Origin of the sequence: Pantoea sp. T14 (assembly GCF_036663535.1) — a bacterium.
GTDB classification, from domain to species: domain Bacteria; phylum Pseudomonadota; class Gammaproteobacteria; order Enterobacterales; family Enterobacteriaceae; genus Pantoea; species Pantoea phytostimulans.
In genome coordinates this window covers 180559-196396 of sequence record NZ_JAWUEB010000022.1, presented here as the reverse complement: position 1 = coordinate 196396, position 15838 = coordinate 180559, and the positions used below count along the sequence as shown (strand labels likewise).

General features: G+C 49.8%; 14 protein-coding genes. 10 read left to right on the top strand and 4 right to left on the bottom strand.

Annotated elements, in window-relative coordinates; all coding sequences use genetic code 11:
- The first annotated feature begins 127 nt into the window (after window positions 1–127).
- The 3 genes from SC127_RS10440 (at window position 128) to SC127_RS10430 (ending at window position 3334) form a co-directional block, all read left to right on the top strand.
- Window positions 128–1030, top strand: a complete 903-nt coding sequence (locus SC127_RS10440) for a LysR family transcriptional regulator (RefSeq protein WP_332626222.1) — start codon at window positions 128–130, stop codon at window positions 1028–1030.
- Window positions 1031–1300: 270 nt separating this feature from the next.
- Entirely contained in the window at window positions 1301–1612 is a 312-nt protein-coding gene (locus SC127_RS10435; RefSeq protein ID WP_215844958.1) for a cupin, read from the top strand.
- A gap of 462 nt (window positions 1613–2074) precedes the next feature.
- Complete coding sequence (locus SC127_RS10430) at window positions 2075–3334, top strand: diguanylate cyclase domain-containing protein (protein ID WP_332626418.1); 1260 nt, start codon at window positions 2075–2077, stop codon at window positions 3332–3334.
- Between the two features lie 398 nt (window positions 3335–3732).
- Here the strand turns inward: SC127_RS10430 and SC127_RS10425 are convergent, their stop codons facing one another.
- Complete coding sequence (locus SC127_RS10425) at window positions 3733–4659, bottom strand: LysR family transcriptional regulator (RefSeq protein WP_332626220.1); 927 nt, start codon at window positions 4657–4659, stop codon at window positions 3733–3735.
- Between the two features lie 182 nt (window positions 4660–4841).
- Between SC127_RS10425 and SC127_RS10420 the strand changes: the two genes are divergently transcribed.
- From SC127_RS10420 to SC127_RS10405, 4 genes are all read left to right on the top strand, one after another.
- Entirely contained in the window at window positions 4842–6005 is a 1164-nt protein-coding gene (locus tag SC127_RS10420) for a mandelate racemase/muconate lactonizing enzyme family protein (protein ID WP_332626216.1), read from the top strand.
- A gap of 77 nt (window positions 6006–6082) precedes the next feature.
- Entirely contained in the window at window positions 6083–6928 is an 846-nt protein-coding gene (locus SC127_RS10415) for a fumarylacetoacetate hydrolase family protein (RefSeq protein ID WP_332626214.1), read from the top strand.
- A gap of 87 nt (window positions 6929–7015) precedes the next feature.
- Window positions 7016–8359, top strand: coding sequence for an MFS transporter (locus tag SC127_RS10410; RefSeq protein WP_332626212.1), 1344 nt, complete (start codon window positions 7016–7018; stop codon window positions 8357–8359).
- Between the two features lie 79 nt (window positions 8360–8438).
- Window positions 8439–8564: a tautomerase family protein gene (locus SC127_RS10405; RefSeq protein ID WP_332626210.1), complete on the top strand. Its 126-nt coding sequence runs from the start codon at window positions 8439–8441 to the stop codon at window positions 8562–8564.
- A 314-nt stretch (window positions 8565–8878) separates the two neighbouring features.
- Here the strand turns inward: SC127_RS10405 and SC127_RS10400 are convergent, their stop codons facing one another.
- Window positions 8879–10321 carry an amidase gene (locus tag SC127_RS10400; RefSeq protein WP_332626209.1) on the bottom strand — a complete coding sequence of 481 codons (1443 nt, stop codon included), beginning with the start codon at window positions 10319–10321 and terminating at the stop codon, window positions 8879–8881.
- A gap of 120 nt (window positions 10322–10441) precedes the next feature.
- On the opposite strand from SC127_RS10400, the gene SC127_RS10395 reads away from it, so the two are divergent.
- The 3 genes from SC127_RS10395 (at window position 10442) to SC127_RS10385 (ending at window position 13695) form a co-directional block, all read left to right on the top strand.
- The gene (locus SC127_RS10395; protein WP_332626207.1) at window positions 10442–11020 is read left to right on the top strand and encodes a TetR/AcrR family transcriptional regulator; all 579 of its coding nucleotides are present in this window, start codon (window positions 10442–10444) and stop codon (window positions 11018–11020) included.
- Between the two features lie 557 nt (window positions 11021–11577).
- A complete protein-coding gene (locus SC127_RS10390; protein WP_332626205.1) occupies window positions 11578–12873 on the top strand; it encodes an MFS transporter in 1296 nt (431 codons plus the stop codon).
- A gap of 15 nt (window positions 12874–12888) precedes the next feature.
- On the top strand, window positions 12889–13695 hold the full coding sequence (locus SC127_RS10385) for a substrate-binding domain-containing protein (RefSeq protein ID WP_332626203.1): 807 nt from the start codon (window positions 12889–12891) through the stop codon (window positions 13693–13695).
- Here the strand turns inward: SC127_RS10385 and SC127_RS10380 are convergent.
- Together SC127_RS10380 and SC127_RS10375 are read right to left on the bottom strand one after the other, a co-directional pair.
- A complete protein-coding gene (locus SC127_RS10380) occupies window positions 13670–14569 on the bottom strand; it encodes a LysR family transcriptional regulator (protein WP_243079584.1) in 900 nt (299 codons plus the stop codon). The genes SC127_RS10385 and SC127_RS10380 overlap by 26 nt on opposite strands.
- Before the next feature lie 709 nt (window positions 14570–15278).
- Window positions 15279–15548: a hypothetical protein gene (locus SC127_RS10375; RefSeq protein ID WP_332626201.1), complete on the bottom strand. Its 270-nt coding sequence runs from the start codon at window positions 15546–15548 to the stop codon at window positions 15279–15281.
- Window positions 15549–15838: the final 290 nt, after the last annotated feature.

The following is a 15838-nucleotide window of genomic DNA, read 5'->3' as shown; positions in this document are numbered from 1 at the left end:
GAGTTGTCCCTTTTAACAAAGATTAGCGAAACAGCGACTAACCTAACAACCTAACGAGGACGAGGGTAGAGCGGTTATGCTTTAATCATTACTAAGTAAAAGTAACGAATCAAGCATTGGGGATGATATGGACGTGTTAGGGCTGATTAGCACTTTTATCCGCGTGGTGGAGAACGGCAGTATTGCAGCGGCGGCACGCGCTAAAGGCATGAGTCCAGCGGCAGTTAGCCAGAGCCTTTCTCGGCTTGAGACCCATTTGGGTGTGCGCCTGATTTCGCGCACCACACGTAGCATGACACTCACCGAAAATGGTAAGCGTTATTTCGAGAAAGTACGCCATATTCCCCATGATATCGAAATCGCCTCGCAGGCTGCAGCGTTTGAAACCAAACCGCAGGGTCCTCTTTGTATCGCTACGACGGCTGCGTTTGGTCGTTACGTTCTCGCTCCACTGATGCCCGCTTTTCAAAACGCTTTTCCTGATATTAATATCGAATTGATTAGTACCGATCGCAACGTCGACCATCGGTTGGAAGGCGTCGACGTCAGTATCCGCATTGAGGCACAGCTGAACGATCAACTGATTGCCAGGAAAATCGCATCGTTACCGTTTATCTTCTGTGCGGCCCCTGCTTATCTGAACCATGCGGGCATCCCTCAAACTCCCGAAGAACTTAGCCAGCACGCCTGTCTGGTTTTCCGCTACCCCACAGATGGTCGTTTTCTACCTTGGACTTTTATGATCAATGGCCAACCGGTTAACGCGAAACTCAACCCCACGTTCATTAGTGATGATATTGATATCATTGCAAAAATAGCGGCAAACGGAGGAGGCATTGCCCGACTGGCAAGCTTTGTTGCTCAGCCGTTGATAAACAATGGTCAACTCATGCCTTTGTTCTGCTCAGGCCACCGTGGTGAGAGCAAAATAGAGTCTTTACCGATGAATATTTATGCCTGCGTCAACGAACGTTCGGCACTTAATTCAAAGGTCCGAGCCTTTATTGAGTTTTTAGAAAGGGCGATGTAGGGCGAGGCACAGTTGTTTTATGCGGAATCAAAAACTGGTGCTTTTCTGTCAAATCATCATCTGTAAGTTAAACGGGTTACGCATGACTATCTTTAAAAAAGGTGGCCGAGCATGACCGATAGAACTCACAGCATAATACTGGCTTTTAGCGAAAAGCGGACGTATGAAGGACAGATCAGGACAAGAGATGTCGAGAGTATAGAATTAATGAATCCTGTCTGGTAATCATTATGTTGATGAGATTAAAGCACTTCTGCATAAGGCGGATATATGGATTTTTATTGCAGTAAAGAATTCACTGGCTTAAAAGCCTGGGACTCTCAACATGTTGCCAGCTTCGATAATATCAGCGTAAAACTTCACTGGACCGATCAACCTTACAAATGGCATATCAATGACGGACAAGAGGTTTTTGCTGTTATGGATGGTTGTGTTGAAATGTTTTACAAAGAAAATGGGGAAATTAAAAGCAGGGAACTGAAAACAGGAGATATTTTTTATGCAAGTGAAGGGACAGAACACATTGCTCATCCGCAAGGAATAGCACGCGTTCTTGTTATTGAAAAAGAAGGATCAATCTAATCCTAATTTCAAATAACCGGTTTAAGCGATTTGATCTGTCACGTACCAGGGAGGTACTGGGTTATCAGCCAGCCGATAATGCCTTGCAGGCGTTTAAGCCGTGTTCACTTCTAAACTGACATCAACAGATGTCATATATGGCCGGGGCCAGGCCAGTTGTAGGATGCAGGTTTCATTAAAGATCATGGGTAAATCAGCCGATAAACGTAGACTACTCCTTCTGACCTTGTATTCGTCATAGAGAATTTCCCGCTCATTTCTGCGGGCAAAATGGCACCGTAGAAGTGCTGTTGATCAAGCTACAGTGTCAGCCACCGCTCATGACTGACCTTCGCGAAATTGAGAACCTCTTACCGACGCACTTCCCAAGTTTCTGAGGCAGCAATTACGGCGATCAAAAGGTCGGTAATGACCAGTATCGAGCTTGTTCAGTATTGTCAGCAAACAACGGATCCGACCACCATGAACACTGTGATCAAACCTACCCTTTCCGCCGTTTGGTCCATGGACGCACAAGGCATATGCATCGCCAGTCAGGAAAGCCCTGCGGGTCTAATGCCCGCACTGAAAGGCGTCACGCTAAGTGCATGGCTGAAGCTCGCACAGGCTGATGATGATGCGAAGATCGCGCAGCAACTTACTGCGGCATTGGAATTTGTGACACCTTTTCATCTCGAAGTGCCGATCCATTGTCTGGATGGGACGACGCGGCGTGTGATTGTTTCAGGCCTGCCGGATTGCCAACCTAGTGCTCCTCGTCTGCAGTACAGCGGCTTCATTGTTGATATAACCGGGCAGCGCAAAGCACTTGAAGACGCGCTGCGCACGGCGGCGGAATACCGTCTGTTGATTGAAAACAGCACCGACCTGATCGCCCATTGCGACACGGATGGCAGGTACGTGTCGATCTCGCCTTCTTATAGCAAAATGATAGGCTGGTCAGCCGATGAGATGACAGGCCAACGGGTCGTGGATTTCTTGCATCCCGACGACCGCGCATCCGCCACGGATGTACTGGTACATCTCTTCAATGGTGGCGTGCGGGCGGACGTAGTGGAGGTGCGCAAGCAACATCGCGATGGGCACTATATTACGCTTGGCACCAAGGCCTGCGGCGTCAGCGATCCTTCCACAGGCAACAACATCGGTGCCGTGTTGATTTCGCGCGACATTACGCGTGACAAAGAAAAGATCCAGAAACTTGAGAAACTGGCCACCCACGATACGTTGACCGGATTGCCTAACCGAGCCTGGATCAATGACCAGGTTAGCTGCATGCTCTCGCAGGGCGAAGATCTGGCATACACGACAGTCCTGTTTATCGATCTGAATGGGTTCAAAGCTGTCAATGATTCGATGGGACACGCGACTGGGGATGCCTTGCTGCAGCAGGTAAGCGAACGGCTACAACGCTGCATGCGCCCGGGCGACTCTGTGGCACGCCTGGGCGGAGACGAGTTTGTGGTCGCAGCGAAGTGCAGCAATCGCGAGGCGGCGTCCATAATCGCCCAGCGCCTCATTGACAGCCTGAAAGAGCCATTTTCTATCAATAGTCTGGAAGTACCGATCGGAGCGGCGATTGGCATCAGCCTTGCACGGTTTGGGACGACATCGGCCAAGATGTTATTTGAAAATGCCGATAAAGCGATGTACCAAGCGAAAGCACGCCGTGATAGTTCATATCAGTTTTTTGAGCCCACAGCGCTACCGTTGCGTGATTAGGATAGCCGGCTTCGCTTTCTGTCCTTGTCTGTAATTCATCAGGGTGTCGTTTACCCTAAAGCCCGTTCGGCGCATTACCGTAGAGCGCTTCAGCGCATATTTCCCGCCTCAGAAAGATGCGCTGAATTTCGCAAATGAATCCTGCGCTTAAGCATAGCTAAGCAAAAAATGTATAAGAAATGACGTTAGAAGCTTCTCAGACATTCGCTATTGGCACAAAGCCGTCTTACGCGGCGAACAGTCCACTATGAGCGAACAGCGGGCATTTGATGTACAGCGAGATATAACTGGGCAGTAGGGTTATCAACTACCTGACACCGACCCACTACAGATAACTCTCCTTTAATCCCCGTTTTCTCTCGATGTAACTAACGTAAATTACGAAATAGCTTCGCTGACTAGATTTGACCATCAACGAAAATTGCCCACAGTTCTTCTACAGCCCGGGACATTCTTGCAGCAGGCCGGAAAAGCCTGATGTCAATGGGGATCCAGAGAGCGCTTTCTTTACCTGCAGCAACGGCAATCGTGCCGGCATCAACATCCGGAGCGGCCAGCGTTTCCGGCAGCCATGCGATACCGTCTCCGGCTCTGACCATAGCCAGCAATGTAGCCGCAAGATCGGCGGTAAAGGCAATATCCATCCCGCGTCTTGCTCGATTCACCTGTGATGTGTTTGAAAGGATCCGGCCAAGGCCAGATTCAGCCGAATAAGAGAGGAAAGGAAACTTTTTCCCTCCAGATGCCTGCCAGAGTGGCTGCCGGGTAGCGGAATCGCACTTTGAATAAGGCCGTAATATTTCCCGCCCGAGCCGGACACTGAGGTATTTCGACTGATCGAGGTTAATGTGCATGTGGGGATGGTAGTAACAAAGCAGAAACTGCGCGTCACCTTTTTCAATCATACGCTCACAGGCACTCAGCGAATCAGACAGCAGACGAAAGGAGCCGAAGCGAGCAATTTTTTCATTATTGCGCATCAGCGTCGGGAAAAAAGAAAATGACAGGGAATGCGTAGCGGAGAAAATCACGTCCGGTCGGGTATCTCCTGCTGCTTCTATAGCTTCGCTTCTCAAGGTATAGAGCGTGCGAATAAGTTCCGGGATCTGCGTGACGAAAACTTCTCCGGCGCGCGTCAGACTGACGCCCCGACGGTTTCTCTCAAAAATCGGTGTTCCGAGCCACTCTTCCAGCGAAACAATTCGCCGGCTGAATGCTGGCTGCGTCACATATCGTGAAGCTGCTGCACGGGAGAAATTCAGTGACTGCGCCAGCGCAACACAGTCCTCAAGCCACGTTAACTCAAGGTGATGCCGATTTTGCATTACAGCCTGCCTCTTTGGCATTAGAACAGCTCCCTCTTAATACTTAGTATGGGATCAGACAGGACACCAAGGTCCTTGAATACTACGTGAGTGTATTATGCCGATAAATATCCGGCATGACATAACACATTTCGTAGGCACGTAAGTTTGACTGTATTTGACTGAGAATTGCCGGAGAGAACATGCGTATCCTAGACGTTGTAGAAATGACCAAACCCATTGCTTCCCCTATCCGTAACGCGTACATCGATTTCAGCAAAATGACGGCGAGCCTGGTTGCCGTTGTGACAGACGTCGAGGTGGACGGACGCCGCGTAGTGGGATATGGGTTTAACTCTAACGGCCGTTACGGTCAGGGCGGCCTGATCCGGGAACGCTTCCGCAACCGCATTCTGGAAGCCGAGCCGGGAAGTCTGCTGAATGATAAGGGCAATAACCTGGATCCGCATAAAATCTGGGATGTCATGATGAGCAACGAAAAGCCGGGTGGCCACGGGGAGCGTTCAGTTGCCGTCGGTACGCTAGACATGGCCATCTGGGATGCCACTGCTAAAATCGCTAACAAGCCGCTTTTCCGCCTCCTGGCAGAAATAAAAGGCGTAGAGGCTAATCCGCGCGTCTTTGTTTATGCGGCGGGTGGATACTATTACCCTGGCAAGGATTTAAGCGCGCTGCGTCAGGAAATGCGTGGCTACCTGAACCGCGGCTATAACGTCGTTAAAATGAAAATCGGTGGTGCGTCTCTGGAAGAGGACCGCCGTCGTATTGAGGCCGTACTTGACGAAATCGGCAGCGAAGCACGCCTCGCCGTTGATGCCAATGGCCGTTTCGATCTGGAAACCGGGATTGCCTATGCCAAAATGCTGCGTGAATACCCCCTGTTCTGGTACGAAGAGGTAGGGGATCCGCTGGATTATTCTCTGCAGGCCTCACTGTCACAATTCTATCCTGGCTCAATGGCGACAGGTGAAAACCTCTTCTCTCATCAGGATGCGCGCAATTTGCTGCGATATGGCGGCATGCGTCCGGATCGTGACTACCTCCAGTTTGACTGCGCACTCTCCTATGGCCTGGTAGAATATCTGCGCACCCTGGAGGTGCTTAAAGAATTTGGCTGGTCACCGTCACGCTGTATTCCTCACGGCGGCCACCAGATGTCACTGAATATCGCAGCGGGTCTTGGTCTGGGTGGTAATGAAAGCTATCCAGATCTCTTCCAGCCATACGGTGGTTTCCCTGACTCGGTGAAGGTTGAGGATGGGCACATCATCATGCCCGAACTGCCGGGTATCGGCTTTGAAGGCAAATCTGACCTTATTAAAGAAATGCGCGCGCTGGCTGAATAATTTCCGGCTACCTGCAGCCTTGCCTGATTCTTTCATTTCGCCCCTCTGTGCTTAAGAGGGGCGTTGCGGGAAAATGTATGAAACTTTTAAGTTATCTGACGCCGGAAGGATATAAGAGTTACGGTATCCTGAAGGGCGAGAGCATTATAGATTTGAGAAGCCGGACCGATATCGACACACCCGATCTGAAGAGTTTTATCAGAGAAAAGGGAGTCGCGTCTGCGGATGAATATATTGATATTGATCCGGATTATCAGCTTTCTGATATTACCTTTCTTCCGGTAATCGAAAATCCGGGAAAAATACTCTGTGTGGGTATGAATTATCAAGACAAGCGTACGGAATTCAGTATTACTTCAGACGCCCCCACAATATTTATCCGTTTTTCCGATTCTCAGACCGCTCATCTGGAAAATATCGTCAAACCTGCGCTGAGTGACCAGCTGGACTATGAGGGTGAGCTTGTACTCATCATCGGAAAACCCGGCCTGAATATTCCGGCAGAAGAAGCACGGGAATATATAGCCGGTTATTCATGCTATATGGACGGTTCGGTGCGTGACTGGCAACACACGTGGTTCACCGCCGGTAAGAACTGGAGTAAAACGGGAGGATTCGGCCCCTGGCTAGTGACGCCCGAAGAAATTCCAGATCCACAACAGCTCCGGCTTAAAACCTGGCTCAACGGCGAAATTGTCCAGCAGGACAGCACGGCCAGTATGGTTCATTCAATCAACAAAATTATCAGTTACATGAGCACGTTTACGCAGCTCTCTCCGGGTGATGTCATTCTGACGGGGTCCCCTGGCGGCGTTGGCCGTTCACGTCACCCGCAGCTGTTTCTGAATGATGGTGATGTTATCGAAGTCGAAATTGAATCAATCGGACGACTGACTAATTATGTCGTCTCAGTTTCAAAATAATAAACATAAAAATAGCCAGGCTGATATTTAAAAGGATCTGAAATCAGTATTTCCTCCCCTACATCTGCTCCAGACGAGGAAGTTAACATGAGTAATAATACTCTTAACGGTAATGCACTTATCGGGAAAAAGCGCTGGACAATAATATTACCCGCCGTATTTATCATGTACACAATATCTTTTTTTGACCGGGTGAATATAGGCATGGCGCTGCCTCATATTACAGCCGAAATGGGGCTCAGCGCCGTTGAGGCCGGCTGGCTTGGCGGCGCATTTGCGTGGGGCTATGTGGCAACGCAGTTCACTGCGGGCTGGCTGGCGCTCCGCTTTGGCTCCAGAAGAATTATTGGCGTCAGTCTGTTTCTTTTTGGCGCCTGCGCCATGCTGACAGGCCTGACGCGCAATTTCGGTGAACTGGTTGCTATTCGCTTCTTCCTGGGCCTGGCTGAAGGTCCCATTCAGGCGGCAACGGCGATGTTCCTTGCGCAGTGGTTTATGAAGCCGGAGCGCGGACGTGCTTTTGGCATCTGGAATCTAAGCTTGGGAGCGGGGGCGTTCCTTGCCGGCCCGATTTCTGGCTGGATCCTTGCACATCATAACTGGCGCATGATGATGGTTATTGAAGGCGCGCCGGCGTGGCTGTTCTGCATCATCTGGTTTTATCTGGTACCCAAAACTATTCAGGCCGCAAGCTGGCTCAGCGCTGAAGACCGGGATCATATCCAGAAAGATCTGACGGCCGAGCAGTCAAACTACGTGAAAGAGAAATCTGATCCGTGGTGGACCATCCTGAAAATACCTGCGCTCTGGCTGATGCTTATTGGCTATTCGCTGCACAGTATGCTGGCGTACGGCTTTACGCTCTGGCTGCCAACGGCACTCAAAGGTTACGGCACGCTCAGCGAATTCATGGTCGGCTTAATCAGCGGCATGCCGTTCCTGATGACCATGGCTGGCATCTGGTATATCACCCGGCGTTCAGACCGTTACAACCAGGAGCGGCGGCTACACGCGGCCATCCCTACCGTATTGTGCGGTATCGCCTTATCGGCAGCAGCTTTTGTACCGCTGTCTTATTATTGGGTGCAGATCGTTCTGTTTATGTTTGTCGGACTGACAATGAAGATGCTTGTGCCGCTGGTTTATGTACGGCTGACTGAAATCCTTCCCACTAAGAAAGCAGTACCTGCAGTAGCGTTCGTGGGTGGGTGCAGTAATTTCATCGGGCAGTTTGGCGGGCCGCTTGTCGCCGGGTATCTGAAGCATCTGGGTGGCGGCAACGATATGACGCTTGCATGGGGTGTTCTGGGGCTGTTCTCCATCGTGGGGGGAATTCTGTTTGCACTGGCGGTAGGCCGCGGGGAGAACGTCTGGGACCTGAGGCAGGCGTTCCGCGTGTCTTCACGTCGTGCTCTTCCTGCCAAAGAATAACAAACAGCAGTCTGTTTCCCGGTAATGGGAGCAGGCTGCTGTTCATTCAGTAGGCTGTAAGTTCAGAAACAGGAGGGTGATGAGCGAAATTTATAAAGCGGTGAAAAAGAGCCTGGATGTAGCTGATGATTACATTGTTATCTCACTATATGAGACGCCTAGGGAGAATAAATCGCGCGGTGGCAAACTCTTTAGCAACAACTGATATGTGCTTTTCACCTTCTCCAGAAAGTAAAATTAATATCATGCTTCAACGGGTTACTCATAAGTAGTTAACCGGACATCACCCGGCTATTTTCCTGGTGCCCAGAACACGCGCTTTCCTGCCGTTCACACAGTTATTACTTGCTCAGCAATCCAGTGCCTGCACCGTCCGGTACTCATATGTCCGCTGTTGGCACAAAGCGGGTACAAGTCCGAGTCTGCTATGAACGAGAAGCGGTCGCACAATAAATCTATGTTTGCGCGACGCGCCGCTACGTATATCGCAATCTATCTATTAACGGAAAAATTGCATTTTCAGTTTGGCAACGCACCTGCCCAGATCTCCGGACGCCGTCCACGCCAAGGGTGCGCACGTTCAATCTGACCGGCAAGACTGAGTAGTGCATGCTCGCAGTTGTATCCTGCGAAGAACTGCATCCCGATTGGCAGATGGTTTGATTCGCAGAAACCCAGTGGAATCGACATGGCTGGCGTTCCGCACACGTTAGCCAGCGCTGTGAAGGGCGTCTGGCTGAAAACATGATGTAGCCAATCGCGGCCATCCATTTTATCCTGACCGCGATTGAAGGCACCCAACTTCGCAGGAACGTCAGGCAAAGTCGGGGTCAGCAACATGTCGTATTCGCCAAAAAATGCCCCCATCTTTCGCGTAACGGTGTTTCTCATGTGCATTGCCCCAACAAGCTCAGTTGCCTTAAGTTCATGACCGAGTTTCCAGAGGGCAAGGTTAGAAGGTTCGAGGGTTTCGGTATTGATGGGTTTATTGTTCATTGAAGCCAGCGCATCGATCCAGCCTGCTGAGTTTGCCGCCCAGAAACACGCATTCATTTCCACAAATGCATCCCAGCTCAGCCCAATGTCTGGCATGACTTCTTCCACCTGATGGCCCAGTGCCAGCAGCAGCTTGACGGTTTGTTCAAGTGCAGACACGACTTCCGGTGTGCTTCGTTTACCGTTAAGAGGATGAGTTAAAACGCCAATTTTGAGATTGCCCGGGTCGTTATCAACGCTTGTGACTAATCCAGGCGTGGAGCGGTCAATGTTAAAGGGATCTCCCGGCATATTTCCCTGAACGGCTTCCAAAAGCGCAGCGCTATCGCGTACCGAGCGGGTGACAAAACCATGCACGGCGAGTCCCGACCAGATTTCGTCGACATCAGGTCCCATACTGATCCGGCCCCGACTGGATTTTAATCCAAACAGGCCGTTTGCTGATGCCGGGATACGAATAGAGCCACCGCCATCTGTAGCATGTGCAGCAGGAACGATACCGGAAGCGACGGCAACAGCGGAACCGCCACTCGATCCACCGGCACTAAAATCACTATTCCATGGATTTCGTGTACCGCCATTAAACAGGGGTTCGGTAGTAATACTGGCAGCTAACTCAGGCGTGGTGGTTCGCCCCATAAGAACCAAGCCTGCCTGCCTCATTTTTACGGTCAGATGGGAGTCATGAGGCGAAACCATGCCAGCTGCGAGACGGCTACCGAGCTCATTGAGGCGCCCGGCGACGGAAATACCCAGATCTTTAACCAGCATCGGCACGCCAGCCATTGGCCCCGCTTGATTGTATTTTTCACCTTCCCAGCATTCTATAACAGCGTGAACATCAGGGTTTACGGCCTGATAAGCCCGCATGGCTGCGGATGATACTTCGGCAGGGCTAACTTCTTTTTTATTGATCAGCTCAGCAAGACCGATGGCATCAAAAGACGTGTAGTCAGATAAGTTCATAAACGTTCCGGTGTTTTGAGTAAGACAGCTAAGCCCGTGTGGGGTATACTTGGTGGTATCTTTTGATACCGATCAGTATCGTATGATACCAGTCGGTATCATTGCAACCAGGAATTTACGATGCCCAGAGTCAACGAGCCACGCCTGCCTCCCCGAGATCGCATTCTTCAGGCGGCCGAAGCACTTTTTTATCAGGAAGGAATAGTTCGCGTTACCGTTGATGCCATTGCAGAAAAAGCGCAGTCAACAAAGATGACGCTGTATCGCCATTTTGAATCCAAGGAAGTGCTGGTATCGGAGTGGATCGGGTTGTTAATCGAAGATTACAGCCACGTTTTAGACCAATTGGCGGAAAGTCATGCTGATAGTGCGGCTGAACAAATCAGTGGGTTCGTACGTTTTGTTATCGACAATCTCTCTGGCACGTCCCAGCGAGGGTGCCCCTTTACCAACACGTTGGCAGAGATAGGTGATCAGTATGCTGATGTACGCGCACTGATAATCAGCCATAAAAAAAGGCAATATCAGCGGCTGGAGGCTTTATGTTCCAAGGCTGGTGCAAATGCCCCTGATTCTCTGGCAAAAGAGATAACGCTCATTCTTGAGGGGATTCAAGTGGTTGCTCAAAATGCGAGCTTCGAGAAGTCTTCAGAATTCACCCTCAATATTATTGAAAGCAAGCTCGCTCTGCTTAAATGATCTGTTTTAGAGGCCCCTGAAGGTAAACCCGTTTGCGGTGAGTATGCCTTACTTGTGGCCTGAATGTGTTGAATCACTGAATCGCTATGTCCGCTGCTGGCAAAAGGTAGCCTGATGGGGGCCTCAGATCGCTATGAGCGAGAAGCGGACCGACATGTCATGCCGTAAACCCCTAATAAATTCAATCTCAAATCTTGCTGCTCAACGTGGCTGTAGAGTGAAATGTCGCATACTGACGTAGGGGAAAGATTATTTCAGAGATATTCTGCGGCGTTCCTCAATCCTTCCTTTTTTACCCACCTTAGCCTTTCTCTGCCCCTAAGCCTTATATGAACCTTGTCACAAAACAGGCATGAAGTTTTTAGCCTTCATCAAACAATATTGCCCGGAGTGAAACTGTTGATATCCCGTTACAGCTTCTCGATCATCATTGTTAACGCTGATTCATGCACCAAACGCATCAACTCATGATTTTATTGCGCTTATTTACTTTATTTTCCTGATCCAGTCTGCAGCTACAGGCGCTGTAAAAGCGTCAAGACAAACTGGAGATAAAAATGCATTCCTCTAACGCACCCATGACGACTTGGGCAAGAACCAGCGCGATACTGCGTGTGACCTCTGGCAACTTTCTGGAGCAGTTTGATTTTTTCCTGTTCGGATTTTATGCCACCTACATCGCACATACTTTCTTTCCGGCCAGCAGTGAATTTGCCTCGCTGATGATGACTTTCGCCGTCTTTGGTGCGGGCTTTCTGATGCGTCCTATCGGCGCAATCGTGCTGGGCGCGTACATTGATAAAGTCGGCAGACGTAAAGGTCTGATTGTTACCCTGACTATCATGGCCGCAGGGACCTTCCTGATTGTCCTGATCCCATCCTATCAATCGATTGGCCTCTGGGCGCCGTTGTTGGTGCTGGGAGGGCGTTTATTGCAAGGTTTTTCTGCGGGTGCAGAGCTGGGCGGCGTATCTGTTTACCTGGCAGAGATTGCCACGCCAGGCCGTAAAGGCTTCTACACCAGTTGGCAGTCTGGCAGCCAGCAAGTAGCCATTATGGTAGCTGCGGCCATGGGCTTCGCACTGAATGCCATCATGGAAGAAAGCGCCATTCGCGAGTGGGGCTGGCGACTGCCTTTCCTGTTCGGCTGTCTGATTGTACCTTTCATCTTTTTCCTGCGCCGCAAACTGGAAGAGACCGAAGAGTTCACCGCGCGCCGCAATCATTTGGCGATGCGCGACGCGTTTAAAACCCTTTTAGCAAACTGGCAGGTGGTTATTGCCGGTATGTTAATGGTCGCCATGACCACCACCGCATTTTATCTGATCACCGTGTATGCCCCGACGTTCGGTAAGAAAGTGCTGATGCTCAGCGCCTCTGACAGTCTGCTTGTGACCTTACTGGTTGCGATATCTAACTTTCTCTGGTTACCGGTAGGTGGTGCCCTGTCAGATCGTTATGGCCGTAAGCCGGTCTTAATTGCCATGGCATTGCTGGCTCTTATCACTGCATATCCGGCACTTAGCCTGCTTGCTAAAGCACCGAGCTTTTCCATGATGCTGACGGTACTGCTGTGGCTGTCCTTCCTCTATGGCCTCTACAACGGCGCCATGATCCCGGCATTAACGGAGATCATGCCAACAGAGGTCCGGGTTGCTGGTTTCTCTCTGGCCTACAGTCTGGCAACCGCTGTGTTTGGCGGATTTACGCCAGTTATTTCTACTGCACTGATTGAGTACACCGGCGATAAAGCCTCACCCGGCTACTGGATGAGCTTTGCTGCTGTATGTGCACTACTGGCGACGTTTTATTTGTACCGTCGCAGCGCATTATCACTACAAACTGCCCGTTGAATCAGGATTTACGTTATGCAAAAAATTTATCGTTCACTCCTTACCACACTGTTATTTGCCTCTGTCAGCTCGGGAGCATTGGCTAAAGAAGTAACCGTCATGATTTCAGGCGGATTTAAAGCCGCACTGGAAAAATTGGCCCCACAATTTGAAGCTGAGAGCGGCGACAACATCATTTTGATATCCGGCCCCTCTATGGGTAAAACCCCTCAGGCGATTCCAGCACGCCTGGCCCGTGGCGAAAACGCTGATGTGGTAATTATGGTGGGTGATGCGCTGAAAAATCTGGAAAAGGATAAATGGCTACTACCGGGCTCGCGCGTAGAGCTAGCTGACTCATCAATTGGTATGGTCGTCAAACAAGGTGACTCTGAACCGACTATCAAAAAGCAGGCAGATCTGCGCAATACCCTACTGCAGGCCAAATCCATCGCTTATTCTGACAGTGCCAGCGGCCGATATGTCAGCAGCCAGCTGTTCAAAAAACTGGGTATTGGAGACAAGGTAAAAGAGAAAGCGCACATGATTCAGCGCATTCCGGTGGCATCCGAGGTGGCGAAAGGAAAATATGCTCTGGGTTTCCAGCAGGTGAGCGAATTGATTCCGGTGTCGGGCGTAACCTTTATTGGCGAGCTGCCTGAAGATGTGCAATACATTACCCGGTTTTCCGGCGCGGTGACCGCCAAAGCAGAACACCCGAAAGAAGGCAAAGCGCTACTGAATTTTCTGTCTTCCGCCGAGGCGCAAAAAACGATTCGTGCCACCGGGATGCGATCGGTGAAAACTGAACGACCCGTTAACCCACGTGATACTGTTCAGTGATCAACTTTTCCAACTCGGCGGCGACGTAGGATTGCATACGTCCGCTGCGCCTGATCAGGCCAACCGTGCGCTTCACCACCGGATCCGTTAGCGGCAGGTGAGTCAGCAATGAATGCTCAGAAGTCGGCATGGACATAGTGGGCACGGCAGCAATGCCGACGCCCGCTTCAACCATACCTAGCATGGTCGTCACGTGACGGGTTTCGCAGATACTGGCACGCTCAGGAGTGATGTTTTCCAGCATTTTATCGAGCAAATTGCGGTTACCAGATGTCTTATCCAGCCCAACATAATCGTGTTGATAAAACTCGCGCCAGGTCAGGCTTTTTTTGCTGGCTATTGGATGATCGCGTCTGCAGGCGGCAACGTAAGCATCTCCCACCAACGGGAGAAATTCGATATTGGGCTGCAGGTTTTTCGCAAAACAGATACCGAAGTCTGCCTGACCACTGGCAACCGCTTCAATGACATTACCGGCACTGCTATCAATAATCTTAACGCGTACCCGTGGATAGCGGACCTGGAAACGGCGAATCACGTCAGGCATGAAATAGTAGGCTGCCGAAGGCACTGTGGCGACAGTTACCAAGCCCACGCGATCCTGACCAACCTTATTGATATCCGCTAATACCAACTCAACATTGGCCAGTAGCTGATCTGAACGTTCAGCAAAGGTCTGTCCATATAGTGTCAGCGTGACGCGCCGGGTAGTTCTTTGGAACAACTTTATACCGAGCGCAGATTCTAGCTTCTCTATCCTGCGGCTCAATGCTGACTGTGAAAGGCAGATAGACTCTGCGGCAAGCCGAAAATTACCGTATTCAACCAGCGCTCGAAAGGCATAAAGATCGTTGAGATCAAAATTCACGGGCATAGTGGCAGTCAATCCTTTCCGAGCCGACAATGGCTTAAAGCAAGGATAATAGCGCTATATTGGACAACGGCAACTTTTTGAAGCCTGGCCGCTCTTTGCCGCCGGTGACACGTTGTCCGGGGTATCTGAAACGCGTGTCGCCCGCACGCTACGCTGAATTATCAGAGCCCGTCTGATTTTGCAACGGACTGGAGAAAGGGGAAGGCTGAAAGTGAAGGGGCCGGTATGCTCTACTGAACTTTTCACAAGGCAAAAAAGCGATGAATTTTTAATGTATTAATCTGGCAACTGGTACTGAGCGGTAAGCCGACTTAACAGCCCACCGGTCCTGAGTGATGAGACTCATGCCATAAAAAAACGTCCGCGCGCGGTTTTTATGCATCAGGTAATTATTTTTCATCAAGATGTATAATAAATAGCGACTTACAGTGTGGGCAAATCAACGTCTTTTCATGACAATATCCGTTTTACGGTAATTCACGGCTGGCGACGAAGCGCTTGGTAATTTCAGATGGGCATCTTAGAGCGTAAGTTAATCTTTAATCCGTAGTGGTTAATAATCACTATGACCCAGCCCACATAGTGCGGCCAGTACATCAAACTCTCCATCGTGACGAACTAACAGTTTTATGGCCTGTTGCAAAGGTGTCCAGAAGACAGCATCCTGCCAGTCATTTTTTTAATGACAGCGGATAATTAATTTTAGGCTCTAGTATTCATTTAATAGCCTCTGTGATTCTTTTTCTTCTGTGTATTCAAAGGGAAGAAGGTGTGTTTGGATATTGTTGCAAAACCATGCGGATTCGTTTCTATGAAGAGTATCGCCGGGTTTGAGACATATTCCTGATGCTGCACGAACGACAGCGAACTTTCCATTATTAAACATGACATTATGGATACAAAAAGTGTGGCTTGACTCGCCCATGCGCCGACTCGCAACAATATGTCCTTCAATAGGCATAGCATGCTTGATTTTCATGAGTTTACCTTTATTACAGTTGTAAAATTAATAAAAAAGATAATTGTAAATTGCCGTCGCGCAGTGCGCTTATTTCAAAAGAGAGTCAATTTAGGGCTGAATAAAATCTGTCAGCCTTCGGAGAGTCGACAAAACAACCCTCAAAGGAGGCACTCAAGATAAGTATCGTTTCCAATATTATCGGTTGCTTTGTCAATTATAATGTACAAAAGCACAGGTAAGCTTTTTACTGTTAATTTATTTTTCGGCAGCTGGCTAAAAGAATATAAATTAACACCATAACTCTGCAA

Excerpts from the sequence above, each read along its gene's own strand:
- SC127_RS10440 (WP_332626222.1), top strand. The coding sequence starts at position 128 with ATGGACGTGTTAGGGCTGATTAGCACTTTTATCCGCGTGGTGGAGAAC.
- SC127_RS10410 (WP_332626212.1), top strand. The coding sequence starts at position 7,016 with ATGAGTAATAATACTCTTAACGGTAATGCACTTATCGGGAAAAAGCGC.
- SC127_RS10425 (WP_332626220.1), bottom strand. The coding sequence starts at position 4,659 with ATGCAAAATCGGCATCACCTTGAGTTAACGTGGCTTGAGGACTGTGTT.
- SC127_RS10430 (WP_332626418.1), top strand. The coding sequence starts at position 2,075 with ATGAACACTGTGATCAAACCTACCCTTTCCGCCGTTTGGTCCATGGAC.
- SC127_RS10390 (WP_332626205.1), top strand. The coding sequence starts at position 11,578 with ATGCATTCCTCTAACGCACCCATGACGACTTGGGCAAGAACCAGCGCG.
- SC127_RS10400 (WP_332626209.1), bottom strand. The coding sequence starts at position 10,321 with ATGAACTTATCTGACTACACGTCTTTTGATGCCATCGGTCTTGCTGAG.
- SC127_RS10435 (WP_215844958.1), top strand. The coding sequence starts at position 1,301 with ATGGATTTTTATTGCAGTAAAGAATTCACTGGCTTAAAAGCCTGGGAC.
- SC127_RS10395 (WP_332626207.1), top strand. The coding sequence starts at position 10,442 with ATGCCCAGAGTCAACGAGCCACGCCTGCCTCCCCGAGATCGCATTCTT.
- SC127_RS10385 (WP_332626203.1), top strand. The coding sequence starts at position 12,889 with ATGCAAAAAATTTATCGTTCACTCCTTACCACACTGTTATTTGCCTCT.
- SC127_RS10420 (WP_332626216.1), top strand. The coding sequence starts at position 4,842 with ATGCGTATCCTAGACGTTGTAGAAATGACCAAACCCATTGCTTCCCCT.
- SC127_RS10375 (WP_332626201.1), bottom strand. The coding sequence starts at position 15,548 with ATGAAAATCAAGCATGCTATGCCTATTGAAGGACATATTGTTGCGAGT.
- SC127_RS10415 (WP_332626214.1), top strand. The coding sequence starts at position 6,083 with ATGAAACTTTTAAGTTATCTGACGCCGGAAGGATATAAGAGTTACGGT.
- SC127_RS10405 (WP_332626210.1), top strand. The coding sequence starts at position 8,439 with ATGAGCGAAATTTATAAAGCGGTGAAAAAGAGCCTGGATGTAGCTGAT.
- SC127_RS10380 (WP_243079584.1), bottom strand. The coding sequence starts at position 14,569 with ATGCCCGTGAATTTTGATCTCAACGATCTTTATGCCTTTCGAGCGCTG.